This is a genomic window from Microbispora sp. H10830, assembly GCF_014161375.1.
In the GTDB taxonomy this organism is placed as follows: Bacteria; Actinomycetota; Actinomycetes; order Streptosporangiales; family Streptosporangiaceae; genus Microbispora; species Microbispora catharanthi.
Genome location: NZ_JABBWX010000007.1, coordinates 216,778 through 236,543, shown reverse-complemented (window position 1 = coordinate 236,543; position 19,766 = coordinate 216,778). Strand labels below are relative to the sequence as shown.

Below are 19,766 nucleotides of genomic sequence, written 5' to 3'. Positions count from 1 at the left end.
GCAGGCAGTGTCAGAACAGAGCCGACCGGAGGGGCCCGAGCATCGTAATCAGCACCGCGTTGCTCAGCGGGCGGCGGGGATGCGGTCGGCGAGGGCGGAGTGGCGGTCACGGAGCTCGCGCTTGAGGATCTTGCCGCTCGGGTTCTTCGGCAGCGCGTCGACGAACGCGACGGCCTTGGGCACCTTGAACGCGGCCAGCCGCGCCCGGACGTGGGCCCGCAGTTCCTCCTCGCTGACGGCCACGCCCGGCTTGGTCACCACGATCGCGACGACCGCCTCGATCCAGCTCGGGTGGCGGACGCCGACGACGGCCACCTCCGCGACCGCCGGGTGCTCGTAGACGACCTCCTCGACCTCGCGGCTGGCGACGTTCTCCCCACCGGTCTTGATCATGTCCTTGATCCGGTCGACGACCGTGAGGTAGCCCTCCTCGTCCATCACGCCGAGGTCGCCCGAGTGGAACCAGCCGCCCCGGAACGCCTCGGCGGTCTTCTCGGGGTCGTCCAGGTAGCCGAGGATCGCGTGCGGGCTGCGATGCACGATCTCCCCGATCTCCCCTGGAGGGACGTCGTTCCCGTCGGCGTCCACGACCCGGGTCTCGACGTTGAGGGCGGCCTGGCCGGCCGAGCCCGCCTTGCGGATCTGGTCCTCCGGCTGGAGCATCACCGCGACGGGCGCCATCTCGGTCTGGCCGTAGAAGTTCCACAGGCGCACGTCCGGCAGCCGCTCGCCTATCTCCCGCAGCACCTCGACCGGCATGATCGCCGCGCCGTAGTAGCCCTTGCGCAGCGAGGACAGGTCGCGCCGGTCGAAGTCCGGATGGCGCAGCAGCGAGATCCACACCGTGGGCGGCGCGAAGAACTTGGTCACCCCGTGGCGCTCGATCGCCTCCAGCACGGCGGCCGGGTCGGCCCCGGGGAGGATGTGGCTGGAGGCGCCGAGCTGGATGTCCGGCACCAGGAAGCAGTGCTGCTGGGCGCAGTGGAACAGCGGCATCGCGTGCAGTTCGACGTCGTCGCGGGTCATGCCGCCGTCGATGACGCAGCTCGCGTACTGGGCGATAAGCGCGGCGTGGGACAGCACGGCGCCCTTCGGGCGTGACTCCGTGCCCGAGGTGTAGAGGATCTGCGCGGGGTCGTCGGGCCCGATCGGCACGACCGGCTCGGCCACCTCCTCCCGAAGCAGCGAGTCGAACGGCTCCCAGCCCTCCTCCTGCGCCGGGCCGTAGACCATACGCAGCCGCAGCCCGTCGGCCTGCTTGGCCGCGTCCCGCGCCACCGGCAGCAGGGCGTCCTGCGCGATCAGCGCGACCGCGCCGGAGTGGGACAGGACGTAGGCGATCTCGTCGGCGCCGAGCATGAAGTTGACCGGCACGAGGACGGCCCCGGCGCGGGCCACGCCGAAGATCGTCCGCACGTAGTCCACGCTGTTGCGCGACAGCACCGCCACGCGGTCTCCGGGACGCACACCCCGCGCGGCCAGCGCGCCCGCCACCCGCGTCACGTCCTCGTCGAGCTCCGCGTACGTACGGGATCGGGCGGCGTCCGCCACGGCCAGACGGCCGGGGTGCCGCCGGGCGGAGCGCCGGAGCAGGTCCGCGAGCGACTGGCGGCGGGCGAGGGCGACATCCGGCGAGGCGGGGGACATGAGCGGCTCCAACACCTGAACAGAGGAAACTTCTGGATCAGCCTAGTGAGAACCGATCGCCTTGGGGAGGGGGCGGCCCACCGGCCCTCACCGCGACGGCCGGGAGCGCTGCGGCAAGCCGAGGGGCCGCACTCGCGCGTCATGACGCCGCCGGGGGCGTGATAGTCCTGTTCCCGTGTCGATCACGGACGAGGAGCTGGCCCTTGCGGCCGCGCAGGCCGGAGCCGCCGTCGTGCGCGCCATGTGGGGGACATCGCTGACGCGCTTCGCGAAGTCCGCGGACGACTTCGCCACGGTCGCGGACGTCGAAGCGGAGAAGGCCATCCTCGGCGTCATCCGCGCGGCTCGTCCGGACGACGCCGTGACGGGCGAGGAGAGCGGCCGCGCCGGGCGGGATGGCGCGGAGCGCATGTGGCTGGTCGATCCCCTGTGCGGCACGCGGAACTACGCCGCGCGCACCATGCTCGTCGCGGTGAACGTCGCGCTGCGCGTGGGCTCGACCACCACGGCTGCGGCCTGTGCCGAACCGTTCGCGGGCGAGGTGTTCTGGACGGACGGCGCTCACGCCTACGTCCGCCGCGACGCCGTGGACGAACCGCTCACGCCGTCGGCCGAGTCGCGACTGGTGGACGTCAACCTCGATCCGCCGTTCCCGAACGCACCGGACTTCCTGGCCGCCCGGCTCCTCGCCGACCCGGGCTTCGCCGAGCGTTTCCACCCACGGGTCGTCTCCTCCACCCTGGCGGTGGCGTGGGTCGCCACCGGGCGGCGCGCCGCGTACGTCACCGACGGCCATCTGCGCGACAGCGTGCACTTCGCGAGCGGGATCGCGGTGTGCCAGGCCGCGGGATGCGTGGTGACCGGCATCCACGGCGAACCACTGCACACCGGTGCCGGCGGGCTCGTCGTGGCTGCCGACCGGGACACGCACACCGCGTTGCTGGAGATCACCGCGCGCGCCCATCGGTGACCACGGTCAGGCGGCGGTTGCCGGAGTGGCCGCGGTGGTGAGGTCGAAGACCGTGGCGCCGTCCACGGTCCGCGCCTCGAAGGTCTCCTGCACCCAGGCGGCGATCCGGGTGGCCTCGTCGCCGCCGTTCGTTCCGCCGCGGCCCATGCCCATGCCCGTGCCTATGAAGTAGTGGATCCGTCCCTCGGCGACGTACTGCTGGAACCGCGCCAGCGTGGGCGCGGGGTCGGTGCCGTTGAAGCCGCCGACGGCCATGACGGGTGCCTCTGTGGCCAGTTGATATCCGGCGGCGTTGTTGGAGCCGACGGTCGCCGCGACCCAGGTGTAGCGTCCCGCGTCGGCGGACAGCAGCGCGGTGATCGCGGCACCGGGCGTCGCCGCGTTCAGCAGCCCGCCGCCCGCACCACCGCCTGGGCCACCGCCCGGGCCGCCGCCTCCGGGGCCGCCCATGCCACGCCCCCCGCCGAACCCGCCCTGACCGGGCCGGCCGGGGAACGCGCCGCGCGGACCGCCGTTGAAGCCGCCCCGCCCGAAGGCCCCGCGCGCGCCGAAGCCGCCGGGTCCGCCGGAGCCGCTCGGGCCCGCCGAGGGGATGGCGCCCGTGTGCGGGGTGGCCGCCGTCTCCACGGCGTACGCCGCGGGGCCGGCCAGGCAGGCCACGAGCCCGGCGACGGCGGCCGTGGCGTACAGCCGCACGCGCGCCCGCCACAGGGCGAGGATCGCCACGGCGGCGATCGCGCCGGCGGCCGGGACCGCCAGTGCCGGCCAGGGGAGCCGGCCGGAGGCGCGCGACAGCAGCACCGACGCCCACCAGGCGGTCACGACCACGGTCGCCGCGAGCGTGACGACGGCGGCGGGGCGGTGCCTGCGCTCCCACAGCAGGGCCGCGCCCATGCCCACGAGCGCGGCGACGGGCGGGGCCAGCGCGACCGTGTAGTACGCGTGGAAGATCCCCTGCATCAGGCTGAAGATCAGGCCGGTCACCAGCAGCCAGCCGCCCCACACGCCGAGCGCGGCGCGGGCCGGGTCGGTACGCGGGGCCCGGCGCAGCAGCCACAGCCCGGCCACCAGGAGGAGCAGCGCGGCGGGCAGCAGCCAGGAGATCTGCCCGCCGACCTCGGTGTCGAACAGGCGCAGCAGCCCGGCCTGCTGGTTGGTGTTGCCGAGCCCGCCGGCCTCGTCGCCGTTGAGCCGGCCGAGGCCGTTGTAGCCGAGCGTGAGCTCAAGCACGCTGTCGTCCTGCGAGCCTCCGATGTACGGCCGGGAGCCGGCGGGGATCGCCGCGACGATCGCCGGCCACCATCCGGCCGACACGAGGACGGCCAGGCCCGCGAGGGAGAGCTGTCCGAGCCGCCGGCGCAGGCCGGCCGGAGCCGCGACCAGGTAGACGAGCGCGAAGCCCGGCAGCACGAGGAACGCCTGGAGCATCTTGGCCAGGAATCCGGTGCCGACGCAGAGCCCGGCGAGGACCAGCCACCGGGTCTCCGCCTTCTCCTGCGCCCGCACCAGCCAGTGGGCCGCCAGCGTGAGCAGCAGCACCAGCAGCGCGTCGGGGTTGTTGAACCGGAACATCAGCACGGCCACCGGGGTCAGCGCCATGACCACGCCCGCCAGCAGCGCCGCCCAGACGGGGAAACGGCGGCGGACGGTGGCGTACAGCACGCCCACGGCGGCCGTGCCCATCAGCGCCTGGGGGATCAGGATGCTCCAGGAGTTCAGCCCGAAGATCCGCACGCTGAGGGCCATCGGCCACAGCGCGGCAGGCGTCTTGTCCACGGTGATGGCGCCGGCCGCGTCGGAGGCGCCGAAGAAGAAGGCAGACCAGCTCGCGCTGCCCGCCTGGACGGCCGCCGAGTAGAACGAGTTGGCCCAGCCGGAGGCGCCGAGGCCCCAGACGTACAGCACCGCCGTGGCGGCGAGCAGCACGGCCGGGGCGAGCCGGGCGGGCACCCGGCGGGGGGCGATTCCCACGGCCGGCCGGGGTGGGCGGAGTGTGTCAACGGTCACCGGGATCGTCCTTCGCGTCGTGTCGTCGTCTCACGACGCTAGGAAGCAGATCTCGGCCTCCGCTGAGATCCGCATGAGGATCCGATGAAGGAAACCGCCCGGAGCCCTGGACCCCGAGTCCCGGCCGCGGGGTCCCGAGCCGCCTGGAGTCCCGGTTGCGGGGCCGGAGCGCCCGGATCCCGGTGGGTCAGATGCTTTCGGGTTCGCCCTCGTCCACCTGGTAGGTCGTCTCCCACGAGGCGCCGCAGTGGCAACTGCTCCGCTCCAGCAGCTGTCCGTCCTCGGTGACGGCGTAACCGTCGTTGAGGCGGACGTGGACGTGCACGCTCATAGGAGCCGCCTTCGTGGTCGTCGGCTGTTCGGGCGGCCCTGGGGCCGGACCCCCGAAGTCTTATGAGGTGTTATATACCAACTTGGGTGATTTTTGACTAGAAAGCTATCGAGCAGCGCGGTGGATCTCGTCCAGCAACGCCGCGGCCGCGGCACCGCCGGGCGCCCCGCTCACCGCCACGGTCTCCCACATCGGAGCCGGATCCGCGAGCTCCAGGAAGCGCACGCGAGCGGTCTTCGCCGAGAACGACCGCGGGACCAGGGCGACGCCGAGGCCGTTCCCCACGAGATCGAGCAGGGAGTGGACGTCGGTGACCTCCAGGGCCACGTGCCGGTCGACACCGGCGGCGGCGAGCGCCTCGTCGGCCCGCGTCCGGGTGCCCCAGTCCGGCGGGAAGTCCACGAACCGCTCGCCCCGCAGCGCCGCCAGCCCCACTCTCCCGAGCGCGGCCAGCGGGTGCCCCGGCGCGCAGGCCAGCACGAGCGGCTCGGCCGCGAGAGGGGCCACCACGACGTCGTCGGGCTCGCGCGCCGGGCGGGACACCAGGGCGAGGTCGAGGCGGCCCTCGCGCACCTGCTCGACCAGCTCGCCCGAGCCGCCGTGGCGCAGCCGGATGTCGAGGCCGGGATGGGCCGCCACGAACCCGGCGAGCACCGTCGGCAGGTGCACCGCGTGCAGGCACTGCAGGGAGCCGATGGACAGCGATCCGCGCAGCAGGCCCTGGACGGCGGCCACGGCGTCACGGGCCGCGTCGCTCGCCGCGAGCGCCCTGCGGGCCTCCACCAGCAGCGCCCGTCCCTCGGGTGTGAGCCGCACCTGCCGGGTGTTGCGCCGGAACAGGTCGGCGCCCAGCTCGCGTTCGAGCGCGCGGATGGACGCCGACAGGCCCGACTGCGCGATGTGCAGACGATCGGCCGCCCGAGTGAAGTGGCTCTCCTCGGCGACCGCCACGAAGTACCTGAGCTGCCGCAACTCCACCGCTTATCACCCACGCTGCTCAATGCGATCGGAATCTTCTGTTGGACGGCTTAATGCCGGATTCGCAGGATAGGACACAGAACTCTGATCTGTGTCCTTCGAAGGGGGATCTTCTTATGCGGACTCGCCGCATCGGCGACGTGCAGGTCGGCGCGATCGGTCTCGGGGCCATGCCGATGTCCATCGAGGGGCGGCCCGACGAGCAGCGCTCGATCGCGACCATCCACGCGGCACTGGACGCCGGGGTGACGCTCATCGACACGGCCGACGCCTACCACCTGCACGCGGACGAGGTGGGCCACAACGAGCTGCTGATCGCCAAGGCTCTGGCGAGCTACGACGGGGACACCTCGGACGTGCTGGTCGCCACCAAGGGCGGGCACCTGCGCCCGGGTGACGGCTCGTGGACGCTCAACGGCTCGCCCGACTACCTGAAGCAGGCGTGCGACGCCTCGCTCAAGCGGCTGGGCGTCGACGCGATCGGCCTCTACCAGTTCCACCGGCCGGACCCGCGGGTGCCGTACGAGGAGTCGGTCGGGGCGATCCGCGACCTGCTGGACGCGGGCAAGATCCGTTACGCCGGCATCTCGAACGCCGACCCCGAGCAGATCCGCCAGGCCGACGACATCCTCGGCGGCCGTCTGGTCAGCGTGCAGAACCAGTTCTCCCCGGCCTTCCGCTCCAGCGAGCCGGAGCTGGAGCTGTGCGCGGAGCTGGACATCGCGTTCCTGCCCTGGAGCCCGCTCGGCGGCATCTCCAGGGCGGGCGAGCTGGGCTCGCGCTTCGCGCCGTTCGCGGAGGTGGCGCGGGCCCACAACGTGAGCCCGCAGCAGGTGTGCCTGGCCTGGATGCTGGCCAAGGCGCCTGTGGTGATCCCGATCCCCGGCTCGTCGCGGCCGGAGACCATCCTCGACTCGGTGAAGGCGGTGGACCTGGAGCTGTCGCCCGAGGAGCTCGGCCGGCTCGACGCGGCGGGCTGAGGACTACCTCACTCGTCCGCCCACTGACGGTTGCGGGCCGCCGCGGCCAGCGCGGCGGCCCGCGCCGTCTCGGTCGGCGTGAACGGCAGGTCCGGCCGCCGCGCCACCAGCACGCCGCCGTCGGGCACGGGGATGGCCATCACGGTCGGTCCTTCCTCCGGAGCCGGCTCGCCGGGTCCCTGCCTGCGGATGTCCGCCGTGCGCAGCAACTCGGTCATGGCCGCGGCCAGCTCGCCCGGGTCGTCGCGCACGCGCCGACCCAGCAGCAGCGCCTGGATGCCGGGGTCGATGAGGTCCCTGACCTGGGCGGGGACGATGACGGCTTCCGCCCCGCCGGCCCGGTCGACCGCGCGCCACAGGTCGAGGGGCGTCAGCGAGGCCGGGGCCTCGACGATGAACTCGTCCAGGGCGTCGCAGCCTCCCGGCATCATCGACGCGCTCCCGGCGGGCGCGATCTGCAGGGCGAGGATGTTGCAGCGCAGCCGGGCGAACGCCCCGGCGAGCGCGGCGAGGCGGCCGGGGCGCTCGGCGACCCTGGCCCGCACCCGCCACAGGCTCGTGGGCTGCTCCGCCCTGACGTGGGCGCGTGACCGTACGCCTCCCGAGGCCGACAGCCGCCGATGCACGGCCGAGCCGAGGATCAGCGCCAGGCCGAGGCCGACGAGGACCACCGGACCGGGGTCCCGGTGGCCGAGCAGGGTGGTGAGCACGTGGGCGAGGCCGACGGCGAGGAAGAGCGCGGCCAGCTCCGCGACCTCCCGCCGCCAGGACCGGACGCCGTGGTGCCGGTGGTGCGGGTGCTCGTTATGCGGGTGCTCGTTATGCGGGGGCCGGGGATGCGGGCCGGGAGACGCGTGCCCGCCCCCGCCGGCGGCATTTCTCGGTTCGCTCATACCCCGGAAGTCTGACCGGGCGTTGTTACGTGGTCACGGTCCGTGGAATGTCGCCCGCATTAATCCGCTTTCACACGTCCGTCGTCCCCGCCGCCAGATCATCAGGGTGCCGGTCAGCCCGTCCTGACCCAGAGACAGAACGGGTGCCCCGCCGGATCGAGGTAGACCCGCACGTCGTCCTGCGGCTGGTGGCCGGCGAGGGTCGCGCCCGCCTCGACGGCGTGGGCCCCGGCGGTGTCGAGGTCGTCCACCTCGATGTCGAGGTGGAGCATCATCTGCTGCTCCCCGGGCGCCGCGGGCCATACGGGCCGCTCGTACAGCTTCTCGGTCTGGAACGACAGGCCCGTCCCGCCGCCGGGCGCGCGCAACGTCGCCCATCCGGGCTCGTCGTCATCGATCGGCCAGCCCAGCAGCCGCTGGTAGAAGGCCGCCAGTTCGCGCGCGTCGGGTGCGTTGAGCACCGCCGCCGTCAGGGTCATGCGTGGCGTCATGCGTCCTCCTGAGATCGTCACCGTGCCGCTGCGCCCGGTTGCCCGTGCCGCTGCGCCGTGTTGCCCGTGCCGCTGCCCTGTTGCCCGCGGGTGAATCTCAGGGGATGATCTTCAACGTCATGGAATCCGTGGGAGCGATCCCATCGGTGAGGAGCGACGCATGGACGACTTCGGACAGGCACCGGCGGGCATCGATCCCACCGTCCCCAGCGTCGCCCGGATGTACGACTACTACCTGGGCGGCAAGGACAACTTCCCGGCCGACCGGGAGGCCGCCGAGAAGATGCTCGCCATCGGCCGCCAGATGGGCAACGACGGGCGGGAGATCGCCCGGGAGAACCGCGGCTTCCTCGGCCGCGCCGTACGGCACCTGGCCGAGTCGGGCGTCACCCAGTTCATCGACATCGGCGCCGGGCTGCCGACGCAGGAGAACGTCCACCAGGTCGCGCAGCGCCACGCCCCGGGATCGCGGGTCGTGTACGTGGACAACGACCCCGTCGTCCTCGTCCACGCGCGGGCGTTGCTGGCCGACAACCCGGACACGATGGTCATGAGCGGTGACCTGCGCGACCCCGGCGCCATCTTCGACGACCCGTCGGTGCGGGCCCACATCGACTTCACCCGGCCGTTCGCCGTGCTCATGGTCGCGGTGCTCCACTTCGTCTCCGAGGACGAGGTCGCCGACCGGATCGCGGCGAGCGTCCGCGAACGGCTGGTCCCGGGCGGGCACCTGGTGCTGTCGCACATCCACAAGGGCGACATCCAGGAAGAGGTCGTCGAGGCGAGCAAGCAGGTCTACTCGGCCACCTCCTCCGGCGGGCTCGCGGGCAGGCCGCTGGCGCGGATCGCGTCCTACTTCGACGGCCTGGAGATGCTGGAGCCCGGCCTGGTCCCCGTGCAGGCGTGGCGGCCCGACGTCCCCTGGGAGGTGCCGGCCGACACGAGCCGGTCCGGCATCGTGGGAGCCGTCGCCCGCAAGCCCTGACCGGGCGCCCGGCCCCGTCGCCGACCGGCGGCGCGGATGGTCAGGCGCTGACCGCCTTCTTGTAGAGGCGGGTCGCCAGCGGGATGAACACGACCAGGATGACGGCGATCCAGAGCAGCGACGCCGGGATGGCGTGGTGCAGTGGCCAGGCGTCCGAGGTCCTCATCGCGGTGCTGGTGTTGCCGAAGAGATCGCGTACGGCCTGCGTGATGGTGGAGACCGGGTTCCACTCGGCGACGACGCGGAGCGGCGTGGGCAGTTCGGAGCTGTCGAGGAAGGCGTTGGAGACGAACATCAGCGGGAAGGAGAGCATCGTGGCGATGTTGTTGAAGCTCTCCGGGGTGCGCAGGGCCAGCGCGACGGCCGCGGTGAACCAGGAGAACGCGTAGGCGAACAGCAGCAGCAGCCCGAAGCCGAGGACGGCCTCGTAGGGCGAGGTGTGCACCCGCCAGCCGACGATCAGTCCCATCACCGCCATGACGACCAGGCTGGCGAGGTTCATCAGCAGGTCGCTGACGGTCTGGCCGATCAGCACCCCGGACGGGGCCATGGGCAGCGAGCGGAACCGGTCGAAGATGCCCTTCTGCAGGTCCAGGGTCAGTGTGTAGCCGGTGATCTGCGCGCTCATGATCACGGCTTGGACGAAGATGCCGGGGAGCAGGAACTCCCGATACGACATCCCCGGGACGTCGATGACGCTGCCGAAGACGTAGGAGAACATCAGCACGAACACGATCGGGAACATGATCGCGGAGCCGAGCAGGTCGGGCGACCGCCTGATCTTCAGGGTGTTGCGCCTGGCGATGGTCCAGCCGTCGGCGATGGGCATGGTGAGCGCGTTCATCGGGCGGCCTCCCGGGCCTGGGGGTCGGTGCCGGACGCCTGGTGTCCGGTCAGGGTGAGGTAGACGTCGTCGAGGGTGGGCCGCCGCAGGCCGGCGTCGCGCACCCGGACTCCGGCGTCGGCGAGCAGGCCGAGGACCTGGCGGAGCGACTCGGGGCCGTCGGTGACCGGGGCGGTGATCTGGAGCGATTCGGGCACGGTCCGCACGGCGCCGACGGCGAACCGGGCGAGGGTCTGCCGGGCGGTCTCCAGTTCGGCGGCGTCGGTCACGGTCAGTTCGATGCGGTTGCCGCCGATCTGGTCCTTGAGCTCGTCGGCGGTGCCGCGGGCGATGGCGCGGCCGTGGTCGACCACCATGATCTGGTCGGCGAGGTGGTCGGCCTCCTCCATGTACTGGGTGGTGAGCAGCAGCGTGCTGCCGGCCGCGACGAGTTCCGAGATGGTGTCCCACAGCGCGGCGCGGGCGCGGGGGTCCAGGCCTGTGGTGGGTTCGTCCAGGAACAGCACCGGCGGATCGGCGACCAGGGCGCCGGCGAGGTCGATGCGGCGGCGCATGCCGCCGGAGTAGCCCTTCACCGGACGGTCCGCGGCGTCGGTGAGGTCGAAGCGTTCGAGCAGCTCACGGGCCCGGGTCTTGCTGCGCCTTGCGCCCAGGTGGTAGAGCCGTCCGATCATCTCCAGGTTCTCTGCGCCGGTGAGGTGCTCGTCGACGGCGGCGTACTGGCCGGACAGTCCGATGGACGAGCGCAGCCGCCGGGCGTCACCGACGACGTCGCAGCCGGCGACGGTGGCGCGGCCGCCGTCGGGGCGCAGCAGCGTGGTCAGGACCCGCACCGTCGTGGTCTTGCCGGCGCCGTTCGGGCCGAGCAGGGCGAGCACCGTCCCTTGCGGGACGGAGAAGCTCAGCCCGTCGAGAGCGGTCACCTCGCCGTATCTCTTGACCAGTCCTTCGGCGGTGATCGCGTCGCTCATGGGGGTCTCCTTGCTGGTGTTCGGAGGTCAGGACCGGTGGATGTCGATGTCGCCCCAGTTGGTGTTCACATGCACCTCGACGACCGAGTCGGTGGCCTCGGGGCCTTCGGCGGCGTCGAGGGCGTTGCGCACCACGCCGTTCTTGGAGTGCAGGTCCAGCCAGGCGGCCGTGCCCTCGGCGATGCCGACGCCGACCTTGCCGTAGCCGGTCTCCAGGTGGACGGTGCCGCTCACCGCCACGTCGATCCGGATCCCGCCGTGCGCGGTCCTGGCGGTGAGGTCGGCCAGCACGCGGTCGACGGTGATGTCACCGTGGGCGGTCTTCAGTTGCAGGTCACCGGTCGCTTCGCCGAGGGTGATGGCGCCGGTGGAGGTTTTCAGCGTCGCGGGGCCGTCGATGGTTCCGATCCGGATCGCCCCGGTGGAGGTGGTCGCCTCGGCGGGTCCGGTCACCCGGTCGACGGAGATGTCGCCGTACGACGCCTTGGCCTCCAGGGGACCGGTCTCCTCCAGGCGCAGGCCGCCGTACGAGCTCTGCAGGACGGTCTGGCCGAGCGGACCGGTGGCGATGAGGTCCGCGGCACCTTGGGTCTCGACGCGGGAGCCGGCCGGCAGTTCGACGGTCACGTCGATGAAGCCGCGCCAGGGCAGCAGGTATCTCAGGGCCTTCGGCTTGGGGTCCTTGACCAGGAGCCGTCCGCCGGAGAACTCGACGATGGTCCGCTCGGCGGCCTGCACGCTCGCCTCGCTGGACGGGTCGCTGGGGCGCACCTCCACCACGGTGTCGGCACGGTCGCTCGCGTGGATGCGGACCTGGCCGAGGTAGATCTGGATGTCGGCGGTGATCGGCTCGGGGGTGTCGAAAGCAGGCATGGCGGAGCCCTCCTCACGGGTCCGGTGGAACATCCCGGCCTCGGGGCCGGGCGATGAGTGGTGACGGGTGATGAGACCGGGCGGGCGCCGCTAGCGCACCCAGCCGGTGTAGCCGCGCCCGCTGCGGGGCTGCCGCGGCCGGTCGGCGGGACCGCTAACGGCGCCCGGCTCGAACGCGGCGGAGACGGCGCGGACCAGCCAGGCGTTGACCGAGATCCCCTGCCGGGCGGCCGCCTCCTCCACACGCACCTTGAGCGGCTCGGGCAGCCGCAGGGTCACCCGCGCGGTGCCGCCCTCCTCGCCGAAGGGCGGCCCGGCAGGCGGGGTGGCCTCCGGCGCCGCCGGCGGCGCGGTCTCCGCCTCGCCTGCCGCGCCCCCCGAAGACGGCACCGGCTGCGGTGGCGTCACCACGAACGCGGGGTCACCGCCGCGTAGCCGTACGTCGACCGAGCCCGGTGCGAGATCACGGGTGATCTCGTCCGCCGCCGCCGACAACGCCTCCAGCAAGGTGAGCCTGGCGGCCGATTCGAGGGCGCCGGTGAGGCGTTCGGCCAGCGCACGGGAGTCCGGACCGCCCGCCTCGGCGGCGACGGCGAGCTGACGGCGGAGGTTCTCGACGTATGGCATCAGATCCATGACACAACTATGACGCCACTATGACGTCACGTCAATCGTTATGACGTCACATCGCATCGAGATGATGTCACTTGCAGGCCACGGGGCAGGCCACGGCGCAGGAACCGGCGCAGGACGGCGAGCCGATCGGCGACGCCGCCGTTGTGAGCCGGGCCGGTGCTCGCGTCCGCCGGACGGCGGGGATCGGCGCAGGGATCAGCGCAGGGCGCGGGTGAGCACGTCGAGGGTGATCTCTATGATGTCGTCCGGATCCGTCGCCGCGGGCTCCGGGACGTGTGCCGCCGCGTCGGGCATGAGGCGGCGGGCCCCCGCCCGCAGCACTCCCCACGCCAGCTCGGCCCGCAACGCCGGATGGTCGGCCCCGGCCTCGCGCAGCGCGTCGGCGAGCGGCGCGATCAGCGCGCCGTGCAGCTCGTCCACCCGGACCCGGCACTCGCCCGGCAGCCCGATCGCCTGCAGCGCCGGGATCAGCGCGTAGTCGGGGCTGCCGACGAAGTCGAGCGCGGCCCTGCCGTACGCGCGGATCCTGCCGGGCAGCGTGCTATCCGGGCCGGCGGGGGCGATGGCGGCGCGCAGGCGGGCCGACCAGCGGGGAAAGGCGTCCTCCACGAGCTGCGCCAGGATGTCGGCGGTGGAGGCGAAGTAGCGGTAGACGCTGGAGCGGGCCAGGCCGATCCGGGCGCCGACGGCGGCCGGTGTGAGCGCGTGCACGCCCTCGGCGGCCAGGATTTCCCGCGCCGCCTCCAGCAGGGCGGCGTGCTGGTTGGCCCGGTGATCCGCGACGGTCGCCGCGCTGATCCTCGGCATTACCCCCTCCAGGGTCGCTACATGTCCAGGTCGCGACCTCCAGTATCCGGCCCGCCGGCCGCGACCCGCTCCGGCGACTCGTCCTTCACGGCCGGTGTGCGGGGGAGCAGGAAGGTGACGCCGACCCCGGCCAGCAGCGCCAGCGCCGTGATGAACGTGACCCTGCGGGTCGCCTCGGCGGCGGCCTCGACCGCCGCGGCGTGGATCACCGGGTCGCGGAGCGCGGGGATGGCGGCGCCGGCGCTCTCCTCGACCGCGCGCGCCGCACTGGTGCGCACCTGCTCGGGCCGGTCGGCCAGCCCGCGCTCGACGGCCGAGCCGAGCCCGGCCACCAGCACCCCGCCCAGGATGGCGACTCCCAGCGCCGCGCCGAGCTGGCGGACCGTGCTCTGGAGCGCCGACGCGCCGCCGGACAGACGCGCCGGCACGTCGGCCATGAGGACGCCGGTGAGCTGCGCCGTGGCGAAGCCGATGCCCGCGCCGTAGAGGAGCAGCCACGGCACGGGCCGCCAGGCGCCCATGTCGGGCGCGAGGGACAGGCCGATGCCGGCCGCGCCGACGGCCTCCATGCCCAGGCCGATCCGCACGATCGTCCGCGGGGACAACGTCTTCGACAGCGGGGGGACCAGCCCGCCCGCGAGGAAGGTGCCGAGGGCCAGCGCGGCGATGACGAGACCGGCGCGGAAGGCGGTGTAGCCGAGCGCGGACTGCAGGAAGAGCGGCAGCACGAGGATCATGCCGAACTCGCCGAGCGCCACGATCACCGCCGCCATCGCGCCGTAGCGGAAACTCGGCAGCTCGAACAGCGTGAGGTCGACGAGTACGGGCCGGCCGGCGCGCTCGCGCCGCCGTTCGCGTACGACGAGGGCGACCAGCGCGAGGATGCCGATGCCGAAGGCGAACGGCACGGGGGAGACGCTCTCGAACCGCAGGCCGAACAGGTCCGCGGTCCGCCGCGGCTCCAGCCAGCCGTACTTCTGGCCCTCGATCAGCGCGAAGACGACCCCGGTCGTGCCGAGCACGGCGAGGACGAGCCCGGCCAGGTCGCCACCCGCCCTGTGGCCGTCGCGCGACTCGGGCACCCGCAGTGAGCCGAGCAGGAGCAGCGCGCCGATGGGCAGGTTGATCCAGAACGCGGCCCGCCAGCCGTGCTCGGTGACGAGCCAGCCCCCCACCAGTGGGCCGACGGCGGCCATGCCGCCGATGATGGAGCCCCAGACCGCGAAGGCGATCACCCGCTGACGGCCCACGTAGACGCGGTTGATGATCGCGAGGGTCATCGGCACGGCCATCGCCGCCCCCACGCCCTGCACGGCTCGTACGCCGATGAGCATGGGCCCGTTCACCGACGTCGCCGCCAGCACGCTCGCCAGCAGGAAGACCGCGACGCCCAGGGCGAACAGGCGGCGCCTGCCGTACCGGTCGCCGGCCCGGCCGAACGGGATGAGCAGCGCCGCGAACATCAGCGAGTAGATCGAGTTGACCCACTCCACGTCGGTGGCGCCCAGGCCCAGGTCGGCGATGATCGCGGGCACCGCCACGTTCACGATCGTGGCGTCGATGACGACCATCGACACGCCCGTCGCGAGCACGACGAGAGGGATCCAGCTTTGGCGCGGTGTTGGCGACGACATGTCGCGAACTATAGCAACACCATGTCGCCAACCGGCTCACGAGGGGGCGCGGCGGGCGCGGGCGCGGCGCTTGCCCTCGTGCATGGCCTGGACGCGGGCGACCGGGATCGTGTGGCCTTCCTCGATCAGGTCGCGGGGCAGCCGCTGGGGCTCCGGCATGAGCGCGGCCCAGGGGTCGCCGTCCCGCAGCAGCCCCGCCGCCGTGTGGACGGTGAAGTCGCCGGGGGTGATCCGGTCCAGGTCGTCCCAGGCCACCGGGAACGACACGGGAACGCCGGGCCGTACGCGCGGGCTGTAGGCCGCCACCACGGTCGCCCCGCCCGACCGGGTCGAGTCGACGAACACCCTGTCCCCGCGGTCCTCCCGGATGAACGCCGTCGTGGCGAGGGCGGGGTCGAGGCGCTCGGCGCGTACGCCGAGCGCGCGGGTGGCCGCGGCGACGTCCTCCGTCGTGTGCGCCTCCAGTGGCACGAACACGTGCAGGCCCTTGGCGCCGCTGGTCTTCACCGCTCCCGAAAGGCCGGCGTCGGCCAGCGCCCGGCCGACCAGGCGGGCGGCGGCGACGGCCTGCGGGAACGCCTCGGCCGACGGCGGGTCGATGTCGAGCACGAGATGGGTCGGACGGTCCCAGTCGCCGGCGTGGACGAGGGCGGGGTGATACTCCACCGCCCTCTGGTTGGCGAGCCACAGCAGGGTGCGCCGGTCGTCGCACAGGGCGTACGACACCCGCCGCTGCGACGACTCGGCCCAGAGGGTGACCGTCCGCACGAAGTCCGGGGCGTAGGAGGGCACGTTCTTCTGCATGAACGGCGCCTGGCCCTGCCGCACCCGCACCACGGACAGCGGCCGGTCGCGCAGCACCGGGATGACGCGGTCGCGGACCGCGTCCAGGTAGTCGACCAGGTCGCGTTTGGTCGCGCCGGCGCCGTCGAACAACGGCTGGTCGAGGTTGGTCAGCGTGACTCCGTCGCGCACCTCATCGCTGGTCATCGCATCACCATGCCCGCGCTCGGGCCGGGGAATCAACCGTCCAGCGGGGCCAGATAGCCGCGCAGGACCTTCTTCAGCTCGCGCACCTCGGCCTCCCGCTCGTCCTCGGGGGCCGCGACCACCACCGGCGTCATCGCCTGGAAGATCTGCACGAGCACCCGCGCGCTGCGGGTCCGCTCCGGCCCGGACAGGCCGGGCGCCCGTACGGCGAGGATCGCCTCGACTCGGCCGAGCAGCGCCGACTGGATCGGCCCGGTCGCCGTCGCGAGGCCCGGCGGCATGTCCGGGCGGGCGAACAGCGCCTTGAACCCCGGGTTGGCGACGTTGAACGCCACCAGCGGATCGACGACCCGGTCGATCAGGTCGTCGAGGTCCATGGCGGCGAGGTCGGCCGGGGCGAACGCCTCCCCGTGCGCGGCGCGCATCTGGACGGTGAACCGGTCGGCGAGCGCCTGCGCGACGGCCTCCTTGCTGCGGAAGAACTGGTAGAGCGACCCGGGAGAGATCCCGGCCGCCGCCGCGACGGCGTTCGTCGTGGTCTTCTCGTAACCCTGCTCGGCGAACACCGCCGCCGCGGCGTCGAGGATCTCGCTCATCCGCCGCTCGCCGCGCGCCTGCCGCCTCCGGGGCCGCGCCTCCTCGCTCTCCATGGCACCCCTCATTGCGAATACGAGTGATTGCTCGTATTCTCCCTCAAACACGAATGATCGCTCGTAAAACTATCAGGGGGGCTCGTGCCGGCCGGAATCGTCGTACGCAGAGCGGGGTGGGTCGTCGTGGTGAGCGTGTTGATCACGCTCATCGCCGGGGTCGTCGGGGCCGGGACCATCGGCGCGCTGTCCCTCAACAGGTTCGAGGCGCCGGGCTCGGAGTCGGCGCGGGCGCGCGACGATCTCGCCCGGCTGTTCGGCACCGGCAGCCCCAACGTCGCGCTGCTGGTCACCGCCCGCAGGGGGACGGTCGACAGCGACCCGGTCGAGGCCGCCGGGCGGGCGCTGACCCGGGAGCTCGCGGCCTATCCCGGCGTCGGCGACGCCTGGTCGTACTGGACGCGTCAAGGCGTGGCCACGCTGCGCTCAGGCGACGGGCGGCAGGCGATGGTGCTCGCCTGGGTGCCCGGCGACGCCGACAGGGTGCGCCGTGAGGTGCTGCCTGCCCTGACCCCGCGCTTCACCCGGAGCGACGCCGTGATCGACGTCCGGGCCGGAGGCTCCGACGAGGTCTTCCGCGCGGTCATGGAACAGGCCAGGCAGGACTTCGTCAGGGCCGAGCTGGTCGTGCTGCCGATGGTCCTGCTGCTGCTGTGGCTGGTGTACCGGCGGCTCGCGGCGGCCCTGGTCACCCTCGGCGTCGGGATCTTCGCGGTGGCCGGGTCGCTGGCGCTGCTGCGCGGCGTCGTGCTTCTCACCGAGGTCTCGACGTTCGCCTCGAACATCGCCCTGGTCATGGGCGTCGGGCTCGGGGTCGACTACGGGCTGTTCATGATCTTCCGGCTCCGCGAGGAGCTGCGGCGCGGCCTGCCGGTGCCGGAGGCGGTGACGCGGACCGTCCGCACCGCCGGGCGCACGGTGCTGTTCAGCGGGGTCACCGTCGCCGCCTCGCTGTCGGTGCTGTTCGCCTTCCCCTTCCCGTTCCTGCGCTCCTTCGCGTACGCCGGGGTCGCGGTCGTGGTCGCGGCGGTGATCGGCGCGACCGTCGTGCTCCCGGCCGCGCTGGCCCTGCTGGGGCACAGAGTCGCCCGTGCCGGTTCTGCCCGAGTCGAGCGCCGCGGGTTCTGGCACGGCCTCGCCCTGCGTGTCGTGCGCCGTCCGCTGGCGTTCGGCGGGGCGGCGCTCGCGGTCGTGCTGCTGCTCGGGTCGCCCTTCCTCGGCGTCCGCTTCGGGCTGCCCGACGACCGGGTGCTGCCGTCCTCTGCGCCCGTACGGCAGATGTACGACCAGATTCGGGCGGGCTTCTCCCAGGAGGAGGCCGACGCGGTCCACGTGGTCGCGCCGGAGGGGAACGCCGCCCAGGCGGGGCCGTACGCCGCCGCGCTGTCGCGGGTCGGCGGGGTGGTGCGGGTGGACTCGGCCGCCGGATCCTACGCGGAAGGCAGGCCGGTCCCGGGGCCGGCGGATGCGCGTTTCGCCGCCGCCCGCGGCACGTGGCTGTCGGTGGTGGCGTCGAGCGACCGTCTCGACGCCGACGCGGCCGGGCTGGTGCGCCGGGTGCGGGCCGTTCCGGCGCCCTTCGCGGTGGAGGTGGGCGGCTCCCCGGCCGAGCTGGCCGACTATCGGGACGGCGTGACCGCGCGCCTGCCGCTGATCGGCCTGCTGATCGTGCTGGTGACCTTCGCGGTGCTGTTCGTCATGACCGGCAGCGTCGTGGCGCCGCTGAAGGCGTCGGCGCTCAACCTGCTGAGCCTGTCGGTGATGTTCGGCGCACTGGTGTTCGTCTTCCAGGACGGCCACCTGTCCGGGCTGCTCGGCTTCACGCCGACCGGGTCCATCGAGCCGAGCATCCCGATCCTGATGTTCTGCGTGGCCTACGGGCTGTCGATGGACTACGAGGTCTTCCTGCTCGCGCGCATCAAAGAGGAGTACGACCGGACGGGCGACGCCGTGGCATCCGTGCCCGCGGGCATCGCCCGCAGCGCGCCGCTGGTCACCGCGGCCGCCGCCATCCTGGCCGCCTCGTTCGCGGCGTACGCCACGGGACGGGTGGTGTTCCTGCAGCAGCTCGGCGTCGGCATGGCGCTCACGGTCGCCGTCGACGCCACGTTGATCCGCGGCGTGCTCGTGCCGGCGCTGATGCGGCTGGCGGGCCCGGCGAACTGGTGGGCCCCGGGCCCGCTGCGCCGCCTGCGTCGAGTCGTGTCAGTCTCAGATAATGAAACATAATTGCTCAAATTGCGAGACGCATGGAATCGTAACCGGCATGGCAAACGAAACGGCCGTGTACACCCACGGCTTTCACGAGTCCGTCCTGCGCTCCCACAGCTGGCGCACGGCCGCCAACTCGGCGGCATACCTGCTGGGCGCACTGAAGCCCCACATGCGGATCCTGGACGTCGGCTGCGGTCCGGGCACGATCACCGCGGACCTGGCCGAGCGGGTGCCGCAGGGCGAGGTGATCGGGCTCGACACCGCACCCGGCATCCTGGAGCAGGCGCGCCGCGAGGCGGAGGGGCGCGGCCTGGGCAACGTGAGCTTCACGACCGGCGACGTGCACGCGCTCGACTATCCCGACGCCTCCTTCTGCGTGGTGCACGCCCACCAGGTGCTCCAGCACGTCGGCGATCCGGTGGGCGCGCTGCGCGAGATGCGGCGGGTGACCAAGCCGGGCGGGATCGTCGCGGTGCGCGACTCCGACTACGCCGGCTTCGTGTGGTATCCGCAGATTCCGGCCCTGGACGACTGGCTGGACCTCTACCGGCGGGTGGCCCGCGCCAACGGCGGCGAGCCCGACGCCGGGCGCCGCCTGCGCGCCTGGGCCAGGGAGGCCGGGTTCACCGACATCACCTCGTCGTCGTCCACCTGGTGCTACGCCACCCCGGAGGAGCGGGACTGGTGGGGCGGGCTGTGGGCCGACCGCACGGTCCAGTCCTCCTACGCGGACCGGGCGGTCGAGATCGGCCACGCCACGCAGGACGACCTGCGGCGGATCGCCGACGGCTGGCGGGAGTGGGCGGCGAGCGAGGACGCCTGGTTCAGCGTCCTGCACGGCGAGATCCTCTGCCGTGTGACCTGA

The 19,766-nt window shown here is 72.9% G+C and carries 19 protein-coding genes; 5 read left to right on the top strand and 14 right to left on the bottom strand.

Going from position 1 to position 19,766, the window contains the following annotated elements; genetic code table 11:
- Positions 1-63: 63 nt before the first annotated feature.
- On the bottom strand, positions 64-1,647 hold the full coding sequence (locus HHX35_RS19925; protein WP_182900262.1) for a fatty acyl-CoA synthetase: 1,584 nt from the start codon (positions 1,645-1,647) through the stop codon (positions 64-66).
- Between the two features lie 175 nt (positions 1,648-1,822).
- Here HHX35_RS19925 and HHX35_RS19920 point away from each other — a divergent pair, with 175 nt between their 5' ends.
- Positions 1,823-2,617, top strand: a complete 795-nt coding sequence (locus HHX35_RS19920; RefSeq protein ID WP_182900261.1) for an inositol monophosphatase family protein — start codon at positions 1,823-1,825, stop codon at positions 2,615-2,617.
- 6 nt (positions 2,618-2,623) lie between these two features.
- On the opposite strand, the gene HHX35_RS19915 is transcribed toward HHX35_RS19920, so the two are convergent.
- The 3 genes from HHX35_RS19915 to HHX35_RS19905 form a co-directional block, all read right to left on the bottom strand.
- Positions 2,624-4,624 (bottom strand): glycosyltransferase family 39 protein, encoded by a 2,001-nt coding sequence (locus tag HHX35_RS19915; protein ID WP_182900260.1) that lies wholly within the window; start codon positions 4,622-4,624, stop codon positions 2,624-2,626.
- A gap of 187 nt (positions 4,625-4,811) precedes the next feature.
- A complete protein-coding gene (locus HHX35_RS19910) occupies positions 4,812-4,955 on the bottom strand; it encodes a hypothetical protein (RefSeq protein ID WP_167769261.1) in 144 nt (47 codons plus the stop codon).
- Positions 4,956-5,060: 105 nt separating this feature from the next.
- The gene (locus HHX35_RS19905) at positions 5,061-5,933 is read right to left on the bottom strand and encodes a LysR family transcriptional regulator (protein WP_182900259.1); all 873 of its coding nucleotides are present in this window, start codon (positions 5,931-5,933) and stop codon (positions 5,061-5,063) included.
- Positions 5,934-6,049: 116 nt separating this feature from the next.
- Here HHX35_RS19905 and HHX35_RS19900 point away from each other — a divergent pair, with 116 nt between their 5' ends.
- Entirely contained in the window at positions 6,050-6,913 is an 864-nt protein-coding gene (locus tag HHX35_RS19900) for an aldo/keto reductase (RefSeq protein ID WP_139576730.1), read from the top strand.
- 8 nt (positions 6,914-6,921) lie between these two features.
- Here the strand turns inward: HHX35_RS19900 and HHX35_RS19895 are convergent, their stop codons facing one another.
- Together HHX35_RS19895 and HHX35_RS19890 are read right to left on the bottom strand one after the other, a co-directional pair.
- Positions 6,922-7,806, bottom strand: coding sequence for a hypothetical protein (locus HHX35_RS19895; protein WP_182900258.1), 885 nt, complete (start codon positions 7,804-7,806; stop codon positions 6,922-6,924).
- Positions 7,807-7,919: 113 nt separating this feature from the next.
- On the bottom strand, positions 7,920-8,297 hold the full coding sequence (locus HHX35_RS19890; RefSeq protein WP_220505635.1) for a VOC family protein: 378 nt from the start codon (positions 8,295-8,297) through the stop codon (positions 7,920-7,922).
- A 160-nt stretch (positions 8,298-8,457) separates the two neighbouring features.
- Between HHX35_RS19890 and HHX35_RS19885 the strand changes: the two genes are divergently transcribed.
- Positions 8,458-9,282, top strand: a complete 825-nt coding sequence (locus HHX35_RS19885) for an SAM-dependent methyltransferase (protein ID WP_182900257.1) — start codon at positions 8,458-8,460, stop codon at positions 9,280-9,282.
- Between the two features lie 40 nt (positions 9,283-9,322).
- Here HHX35_RS19885 and HHX35_RS19880 read toward each other — a convergent pair whose 3' ends face one another.
- The 8 genes from HHX35_RS19880 to HHX35_RS19845 all read right to left on the bottom strand — a co-directional run bounded on the left by HHX35_RS19880 (position 9,323) and on the right by HHX35_RS19845 (position 16,687).
- Positions 9,323-10,126: an ABC transporter permease gene (locus HHX35_RS19880; RefSeq protein ID WP_182900256.1), complete on the bottom strand. Its 804-nt coding sequence runs from the start codon at positions 10,124-10,126 to the stop codon at positions 9,323-9,325.
- Positions 10,123-11,097, bottom strand: coding sequence for an ATP-binding cassette domain-containing protein (locus HHX35_RS19875; protein WP_182900255.1), 975 nt, complete (start codon positions 11,095-11,097; stop codon positions 10,123-10,125). The genes HHX35_RS19880 and HHX35_RS19875 overlap by 4 nt, the downstream gene beginning before the upstream one ends.
- Before the next feature lie 27 nt (positions 11,098-11,124).
- Positions 11,125-11,970: a DUF4097 family beta strand repeat-containing protein gene (locus HHX35_RS19870; protein WP_182900254.1), complete on the bottom strand. Its 846-nt coding sequence runs from the start codon at positions 11,968-11,970 to the stop codon at positions 11,125-11,127.
- Between the two features lie 90 nt (positions 11,971-12,060).
- Entirely contained in the window at positions 12,061-12,606 is a 546-nt protein-coding gene (locus tag HHX35_RS19865) for a toxin-antitoxin system HicB family antitoxin (RefSeq protein WP_182900253.1), read from the bottom strand.
- A gap of 195 nt (positions 12,607-12,801) precedes the next feature.
- Positions 12,802-13,413, bottom strand: a complete 612-nt coding sequence (locus tag HHX35_RS19860; protein ID WP_182900252.1) for a TetR/AcrR family transcriptional regulator — start codon at positions 13,411-13,413, stop codon at positions 12,802-12,804.
- 17 nt (positions 13,414-13,430) lie between these two features.
- Positions 13,431-15,047: an MFS transporter gene (locus HHX35_RS19855; protein WP_182900251.1), complete on the bottom strand. Its 1,617-nt coding sequence runs from the start codon at positions 15,045-15,047 to the stop codon at positions 13,431-13,433.
- Positions 15,048-15,083: 36 nt separating this feature from the next.
- A complete protein-coding gene (locus HHX35_RS19850) occupies positions 15,084-16,037 on the bottom strand; it encodes a DNA polymerase domain-containing protein (protein WP_182900250.1) in 954 nt (317 codons plus the stop codon).
- Positions 16,038-16,069: 32 nt separating this feature from the next.
- Positions 16,070-16,687: a TetR/AcrR family transcriptional regulator gene (locus tag HHX35_RS19845; RefSeq protein ID WP_220505634.1), complete on the bottom strand. Its 618-nt coding sequence runs from the start codon at positions 16,685-16,687 to the stop codon at positions 16,070-16,072.
- A gap of 84 nt (positions 16,688-16,771) precedes the next feature.
- Between HHX35_RS19845 and HHX35_RS19840 the strand changes: the two genes are divergently transcribed.
- A complete protein-coding gene (locus HHX35_RS19840) occupies positions 16,772-18,916 on the top strand; it encodes an MMPL family transporter (RefSeq protein ID WP_182900249.1) in 2,145 nt (714 codons plus the stop codon).
- 37 nt (positions 18,917-18,953) lie between these two features.
- Positions 18,954-19,766 carry a methyltransferase domain-containing protein gene (locus HHX35_RS19835; protein ID WP_182900248.1) on the top strand — a complete coding sequence of 271 codons (813 nt, stop codon included), beginning with the start codon at positions 18,954-18,956 and terminating at the stop codon, positions 19,764-19,766.